Raw genomic sequence first — 7,814 nt, forward strand, 5'->3', positions numbered from 1 at the left:
CATGCCGACGCAGAAGTGCATCGATAACGTCAATAGCTCTCCGCCCCCGGCAAACGTCTGGTGCGGGGACGACGTCTGCGCCGCGGTCCAGCAGACCGTGGACAGTCACTGTAATCTCAACGGCTACCAGCCTAACGACGCCTACATCCTCTTTACCGGCAACCCGCCCAAGCAGTGCGCGTGTTGTTGCAGCTGCTATGGCCATGAGACCCCAATCGAGGTGCAGCCCGGAGTCTTCTTCAAGGTCCAGGACATCCGCACTGGCGACGCGGTCCTCGCGGCCGGGCCCAGCCTGGTGTGGCAACCCGTGACGGTTTCGTTCGCCTCGGGCATGCAGACCCAGCAGCCCGCGTATCCGGTCCTGAACGTCGTCTACCGTTACGACGAGGGCGATATCCGGCTCCTCCAGGTGACCGACGACACGCTGTTCCTGATGGACTCGGGTTTGCTCAAAACGGCCGAGGTGCTGGTGCCAGGTGACCGTCTGCGTCGTGCTGATGGAGGTGAGGCCGAGATTATCGGCCCGGTCACCAAAGCGCTGTCCGTCGGTGTGCACTCTATCGAGTTGGGCCCGTTCGACGGCTACGATCTCGAGGGGCACCTGCTCAACTCCTACGGCGTCGTCACCGCCGACCTGTCCGTGCAGCGCCCGGTCAGCCGAGGGGGCCTGCGCGACGAGAAGGTCGTCGACGGGACGGTTTTCGAGCCGGACGTCCCCGTGGCCGGCAGTGAGGAGTACCTGTCGCGCTACACCGTGACACGAGAGTTCCTGGAAGAGATCAAGGAGGCCGGGATCCACCTCGACCCCACGGCCCTGGAACCGCCCCGGGCGATGATAACCATCCCCGCCAACGCGAAGGCCTTCCTGGGCGAGGCGCAAGCCCGGAACTTGCTTGAGGCCGCGCCGAAGTTCTCCTCGACCAACACCTTCCGCATCACCGTGGCGGACAAGATCCTGTACATGGCCAGGCCCGTGCAACACGACGTCGTCATGCTGATCGACTGGAACAACAACCTGCCAACCGCCTTCGCATGGACACAGCTACGGCAGCGGTTCGTCGTCCTCACCGGCGGACTGCTTCGCCTCAAGGACCTCACCGAGGCAGGGATCGCGCTGGTCCTGGCCCACGCGCTGGCCTATCACACCGGTGCCGAGTGTGTAGGAGAAGCAGACCATGCGGCCATCAACAACCTGAGACAGATCTGGCCGCACTCCCTCTTCCCGGCGATGTGCGAGCAGGGCGTGGGCGAGATCAGAACGCTCTTCAGGTACGTCGACGAACCCGCCGCCGAGGGGAACCCGGACGACCGCTGCCAGCAGCCCTCCCTGGACTGCCGCCTCGAGGCCTACGTCGCCGCAATGACCATGATGCCGGTGCCCGAGTGCGCCGCGCCCGACAAGCGGGAGGACTGACCCATGTTGAAAGAGTTGGAGGAGCAGCTCACGGGACTGGAGTGGGACCAAGCGAGATCCGCTGCGGCCGAGTACGTCGGCTTGTCAGAGCCACTCCCGGCACCCGTGCTGCGCCGCGCCTTGGTGGACGACCGGTACTGCTTCGTCCTGCTGGCCTTCCGCGGGAACCAGCCTCGCCTCCAGGAACTGATGCACCACCCCGACAACCAGGCCTACGAGCTGACCGGCGACACCGCGCTGGACGACGATACTGAACACCTGTCGCCGCCCAGGCACCAGTCCACGGCAGCGTTGGTCATCGAAGCAGGCAAGGCACTCAACCGCTGGACGTCGTCAGGCTTCCGGACCGTCGACGAGGAGACCTACGAGCGCCGGATGGCGGCGTGCGCCGCGTGCCCGGAGCTGATCGAACCGCCGACCAAGTGGGTCTACAAGGTGGCCATCGCCGGAGCCAGCGACAACCACATCTGCGGGGCCTGTGGGTGCGTGGCATCGCGCAAGGCCCGCCTAGCGACAGAACAGTGTCCCCGGGCCGATCTTGGGCGAGCAGGAGTAAGCCGATGGGGCGAGCCGATGAGGCCGGTGTAATGGGAGACGGGGCTTGAGCCAGAGCGGCACTGAGGCGAACACGCCGGCAGTCCGGCGCGTCGCCCCGCAGCCCGAGGCCGGCCACGAGCGTTCGCTCACGTTTCCCATCCGTCTGCGCTGTGACTCGCGCGACCTGGTGGCCGCCGAAGGCCTCGACGACGCCGTTGCCGGTGCTTTGGGCCGCGCCTTCGACCGCGCGCGGAAGGCGCTTCCTGCGGCCGACGTGGTCGGTGGCGGAGTGATCCTCCATCCTCCGCACTTGGCCAAGGGCGAGGTCGCCCCCGACGACTGGGCCAAGCTGGTCAGCCGTCTCACGGAGGCAATCCAGCAGGCCGCCCGGTCGCAATCGCTGCCGCTGGGCTCGGCCGTGGCGACCTCACCGGCATCCGCGCCCACAGCTCCGCGCCGCGCTGCAGCCCACTTGACCGCAGTGTCAGTCCAGACGGAGTCCTGGAAGATCCGGATCGCGGTGGATTTCCGCATCACCCCACGCCGATTCTTCGAGATCCGCGCGCAATTCGCACGGAACCTACGAGACGCATCCGCCGCCCCGATCGACCCCATGGATCTCTACTTCCCGATCCTCGACGAGCTGGCACGAGCAACAGCTTGGGTCACTGAGGTCCGGAGCGAACGAGAGTTCACGGGGCTCGCCGCCGAGGTCCAGGGCAGGTTCGGCGTGACCCGAAAGTCCCCCGAGTTCGTCTGGGCGATTCACGGGTGGGGTGCCTTGCGTGAGTTGATCGCGCAAGCCGACCGCGACCACCGGGTCGCCACCCGAATCCCGGACTTCACCCTGCGCGGCTTCTCCGAGGAGCGGCCCGGGCCGGCACGGGGTGACATCCAGACGATCCTGCGACCAGGAGCCTGGGCGTTGTCGGTCTTCCTACCGCTTCCGAACCTCACCATCGGCGGCGTCGTCGAGCTGGGCGACGTCCACGGGGTCGACGTCCCGCTCCGCGACGTGGTCGCGCTTGGCACTGCGGAGGACTTCGCTAGGGAGGCCGGCCTGGACCGGGCCGCCGCACTGCGGACCGCACCTGATGTGCCAGTGCGGGTGGCCGTCACGCCGTTCACGGTCCGGCGGCCAACGCACGAACGCTCTCTGGCCGCGTTGTTCGCCGGATACCGGCGCGACATGTTCCTCGTTCGGATGGGCGCTGTCGTGCCATACACGGATCCGCGGGTGGCCGGCCTCGGATCCACACTGGGACCGTTCGTAGCCTCTCTGGCCGCCGCCAATCCGGGCCGCGGGCGCGGTCCGGCCGCCGGCTTCTGGCCCCCCGGCGCCGCGGGTGCGAACCTGACACCGCTCCTCGGCAGCCTGCGTCAGCAGATCCTTCGCACGGCGAACGCCGGCTTCATTGCCGCAGAGGCCGAGACGGTGCACGTCATCCTCCGGAAGGAGAACAGCGCCTGGCTCGGGATGGACCGCAACCACGCGCTCCTCGACTTCATCGCGCGCTGGAGCAGAAAGTTCAACTCTGACCTCTTCGCGCTCCTCCTCGAGGAGCTGAATCACCGCGGCACCCTCGACGCCTTCGTGGCGGCGGTGCGGGCGCTGCCGTCGACGTACACTGCCTACAAACGGATGATTGTCAAGCTCGCCGACGGCGACGCCAGGTTCTCCGACGTGGTGCATGACATCGAGCGTTTGGCGCGCGGTGTCCTGGACGGCTACTACGACGTGGCGAACCAAGAGGTCTGGCTCCTGCGTGATCCGGAGCGAAAGGTGCGCGCCGCCAACGGAAGCAGCGACCACAAGACAGGCGTAGTCGCGGAGGTGGACTCGTACTACAGCGAGTACGGGCGGGTCCTCCAGCCGAAACCCGAGATCCTGGACCGGCTCCGCGAGCCGACGCGCAAAAAAGTCTCCGAGCTCCTCGCGCGCATGATCTGCAAACCGGGCGAGCGGATGACCCGCGAGGAGCTGCTCCAACGGGCCACCCAAGAGGCTGCCAAGGAGCTTCCGCCGCTGACCGAAGATGATCTGGTCAAGGTCACGCTCGTCAAGTCGATCCGCGTCCTGAAGCTCGAGCAGCGGCGGGAGGCCGGGGTAGACGAAATCTATGTCCACTACCAGCCGGTGCAGAAGGTCGGGGACAATCCGTGGGTGCCGGCCGGGGACGTGATCGTTGGCCTGCCGTCGGCGTTCGAGGCCTACCTCACCTCCTACCACGTCAAGCACCTCGAGCGCGCTCTTACCATCTTCGTGATGGCCCAGACGGTCGTGATCGGCGGCGTGATGATCATCGAGCTTGGCGTCGCCACGCTCGGCCAGCTCTTTTTCTTCGTTGGGATGCAGGTCCTCATTTACCACTTCACCACCGACGTGGACGACCGAAGCATCGAGGGCTATCTCGGGGCCGCCCTGAAGGGAGAGCTGGACGCCGTCGGGTTCAAGGTCCTGTCCGGAGCGGTCAAACAGCTCGGCGGCTTCGCCGCCGGTCGGCTCGTCACCAGGAATCTGGTCAGCGAGGTCGCCACCAAGTGGCTCGTGTACGGCCTGCGTGGTTTCACCTCCGCCACCGGCGCTGGCGCCATGGAGGCCGCCTACCAATTCGGTGAAGACCTCTTGCACTACTCGCATTGCCAGGGCTGGTCGAAGCCCGAGAAGTACTGGGATCGGTTCAAGATGGGCTTCGCTGTGACGCTCGCGTTCGAGTTCCTCGCTGTGCCGATCCTCGCCCCTCCGATACGCCTGGCGCTCGAGAAGGCTTCAACGGCCGTGGAGGCAGCCCGAGCCCTCCTTGGGACCGGCAAGTCGCTGCGCGAGCTTACGGCACTGTTGCTGAAGGGCGCCGAAGGGGTCGAGTCAGCGATCGCCCAGAACGTCCAGCACCCGGCCGGCCAGGCGATCACGCGGGGATTCCGGCAACAGGTCACCGGCGTCCTGAAGGCGCTGGGCAAGGAGTACGAGTCCCGCGCCTACCAGTCCCTTCTGGAGCTGTACGGCACCGAGCTCACCGGGGCGGCAGCAGACGGCCTGAAGCGGCTGCTGCGGCTCGGTAACGTGCGCCAGGTCGACGCCCTGCTGCAACGGGCCCTGGAAACGAGGCGGCCGCTACGAGACGTGCTCGGTGTCCTCAACAGGACGCAGGAGCCGCTACTGGCCGAGATCGCCCAAGCCGGAAGGCTCGCCGAGCTCGCAACCCTAGAGGAGGCGTCCCTCGCGCTGCTGGAACAGCTGCAAGGCGCCAAGGTTAACATCCGTGCGCTGCTCGATGGCTCCGGGAAAACACTTCGAGAGTTTGGCGACGAGTTCGCCAAACTGTCCGAGGCGCAACGGGCAGCGGCGCTGGAGAAGGCTGCGGGCCGGAGCCCGGCGCAGGTCCTCGAGGAAGCTCAGGCGGCGGCCAAGCCGCCGGAGCCCCTGCCCGTCGCACCCGAGCCCGCCACGCTCGACGAGATCGTGCAGGCGCTGGCGACGAGCAAGGGGTTCACCAAGGATGACCTGCGCGCCTTCATGGGCACTCGACAAAAGCTCTCGGCCGTTCTCGCACGCCAGGTCGCAAGACTGCTAGAACACTACACCCCGGAGGAGGTCAGGGCGTTCGGCGAGTTCTTGGCCAAGCACAGGACCGACCTGAACGACAGGGCGGTGGAGGAACTTCTGGAACACGTGCCGAAGGGCAAGCTCCGAGAACGGATCGCGGAGCTCGAGGAGATGCTGTCCGGTGACGATGCTCCGTTGGGGGTTTATTCGGAGAAGGAGCTGGCCACGACCGAGGGCGTCACCATCGACAAGGTCAAGCGCAAACCCCCACGCCTAGACGAAGACGGTTTGGAGGAGCCCTTGAGGGACGTGGTGGAAACCGCTGGCAGCAAGGCGTTGCGGGCCTCGCTAATCGCTCGCGACGGCCTGCCGTCGCCCGGCTCCCACGCGCACCACATCGTCCCTGAGAACGACTTCCAGCCGGGGCTGGACTGGCTGCGCGAACGCCTCGCGCAGGCGGGATGCGGCATCAACGAGGCGAGCAACGGCGTCTTCCTCGCCGGTAGCTGGAAAACCGCCAACCCCGAGCTGACCCGCCTGCATCTCTCCTACATCCATGCCGGCAAGAAGAAGGAGTACGCGTACACGCTGACCCGACGGCTGTACGGAAAGAGAGGCGCCGCGCTCGTCGAGGAGATTGAGAAGATCGGCAGGGAGATGGCAGGAACGGAGGCGGAGATGTTCAAGATCCTCGAGATACCGCACGGCTGGAGGGCCAAGTGGGAGCCAGGAATGACCGCTCCTGCGGATCCCGCGGTCAAACCCGAGTGGATCGAGTAGGAGCCGTGTCCGGTGGCATTCGCAGTTGATGCCGTCGCCGTCACCGTCGCGGTACCAGTGGTACTCCGGGTCGATGCCGGTGACGTAGGGTCCCTGGCCGGCGGCCTTGGCCCTGGCGCCGCTGCTGAATCGCGGGTCCGTGCCGGCACCGGCTCCGGAGCCGTGCCGGGGTGGGGGACTGGGTGGACCGGGTCTCGATCGGGTAGGCCGTCGAGGTGGTGGCGTGGGGCCGGCTTGGTCCGCGTCACTTGACGTCGTCAAGCCAGCAGCTGCAGTTTCCTCGCTGATGCTACTGCCTGCAGCTGCGTGCATGAGTCCAGCTTGCTCAGTATCGATTTCACGTAGCCCCGGTACGTATTCACGGTGATGTTGAGGTTCCTTGCCGTGGTGCGGACATCACAGTCTTCGGCAAGGAGAACCAGAACCTGCATCTCCCTTCGGGTGAGCGCAGGTGGTCGAGGGCAGTGGTGTTTGGGTTGGTACGGGTTCGTAGCCATGAGGCGTGGTGCCGGGTGAGGGCGAGGGCCAGAGCGTTCAGGTGCGGGACTGAGCGTTGGGGGAGGGCATTGAGGGATTCGGTGACGTCACCGAGGTGCGGACTGAGGGCGGTCACAGCCTGGGCGAGGGCGGCGGAGAGTGCGGCCCGGCGGGCAAGCCGGTCCGGGGGATCACGGCTTCGTTGCTGTCCGTGCGGGTGAGCTGGGGAGGGTGTTTGGGAGGGCTGCCGCTGCCGCGGCGGTGAAGCCTGGGTAGGTGTCCAGGGTTTGGTTTGTGGCGGCGATGCGGGCGATGGCGGTCAGGGGTTGGGCTGTGTTGGGGCCGCGTGCGGGGTCGATGGTTGCGATGAGGTGCTGCCGAGGAGGTCGGGTTCGAGGGGGTTCCAGAACCGGGGGCCGGGGTAGGAGCGCTGGTACCAGCGTGCCCAGGCCATCCGGGTCCCGGTGGGTGCGTCCTGGAGGTCGGGCAGGTGGTGGAGGAGCCCTGCTGCTTCAGTTTCGTTGTCGGCACCGGCGAGGGCGGCCATGGCAGCGGCACGGCTGGTAACAGTTGCATCCGTGCCAGAGGGACGGTCGGCGCTGCGGGTCCAGTGGCCGGCTTCGTGGTTGAGGATTCCGTCGAGGAGGCCTTCGCGGGTTCCCGGGATGGTTCTTTCGGGGCCGTGGGCGGTGAGGTACGCGGTCGCGGCGACCAGGAGGGGGTTCCCGAAGACGGTGTCGGTGAGGTCCGGCGGAGGCGGGGCCGCGGCGGGGCTGGTGCCGTTCTTGGAAGCGTTCGGTGAATGCCTTCCAGCTGAGGTGGTGCAGGTTCTCCCGGTCCTGGAGGTTCCAGGCTGTTTCTTCGAGGATGATCTCGTGGGTGCGGTGAGGTCGGGGTGCCGTCGAGTTCGTCCTCGCCGGTGCGCAGCACATCGGCCCAGGCGGTGCCGCGGGGGGGGGGGGGGGCGCGGGGGACGTGGAGCCGGAGCCGGGCCGGGCGGGCGGGGCGGCGGCGTATTGGGGGGGGGGCAGGAGGGCCGCGAGTTCGGTGGTGCGGGGC

Annotated in this window: 5 protein-coding genes and 1 pseudogene; 3 read left to right on the plus strand and 3 right to left on the minus strand. The window is 67.1% G+C overall.

The window, feature by feature from the left end; translation table 11 throughout:
* The first annotated feature begins 1 nt into the window (after position 1).
* The 3 genes from ACIP9X_RS19390 to ACIP9X_RS19400 are packed head-to-tail and all read left to right on the plus strand — an operon-like array spanning position 2 to position 6,278.
* Positions 2-1,414 (plus strand): hypothetical protein, encoded by a 1,413-nt coding sequence (locus ACIP9X_RS19390; protein ID WP_400481389.1) that lies wholly within the window; start codon positions 2-4, stop codon positions 1,412-1,414.
* Positions 1,415-1,417: 3 nt separating this feature from the next.
* On the plus strand, positions 1,418-2,002 hold the full coding sequence (locus tag ACIP9X_RS19395; protein ID WP_400481390.1) for a hypothetical protein: 585 nt from the start codon (positions 1,418-1,420) through the stop codon (positions 2,000-2,002).
* Between the two features lie 13 nt (positions 2,003-2,015).
* Positions 2,016-6,278, plus strand: coding sequence for a hypothetical protein (locus ACIP9X_RS19400; protein WP_400481391.1), 4,263 nt, complete (start codon positions 2,016-2,018; stop codon positions 6,276-6,278).
* A 30-nt stretch (positions 6,279-6,308) separates the two neighbouring features.
* Here the strand turns inward: ACIP9X_RS19400 and ACIP9X_RS19405 are convergent.
* From ACIP9X_RS19405 to ACIP9X_RS19415, 3 genes and pseudogenes are all read right to left on the minus strand, one after another.
* Positions 6,309-6,590, minus strand: a pseudogene (locus ACIP9X_RS19405) (excalibur calcium-binding domain-containing protein); the annotation flags it as partial.
* Entirely contained in the window at positions 6,536-6,775 is a 240-nt protein-coding gene (locus ACIP9X_RS19410; RefSeq protein WP_400481392.1) for a response regulator transcription factor, read from the minus strand. The gene ACIP9X_RS19410 and the pseudogene ACIP9X_RS19405, both read right to left, overlap by 55 nt.
* A 299-nt stretch (positions 6,776-7,074) precedes the next feature.
* Positions 7,075-7,302, minus strand: a complete 228-nt coding sequence (locus ACIP9X_RS19415; RefSeq protein WP_400481393.1) for a hypothetical protein — start codon at positions 7,300-7,302, stop codon at positions 7,075-7,077.
* Between the last annotated feature and the right edge of the window lie 512 nt (positions 7,303-7,814).

The sequence above is a fragment of the Arthrobacter sp. NPDC093125 genome, from assembly GCF_044754225.1.
Lineage (GTDB): Bacteria > Actinomycetota > Actinomycetes > Actinomycetales > Micrococcaceae > Arthrobacter.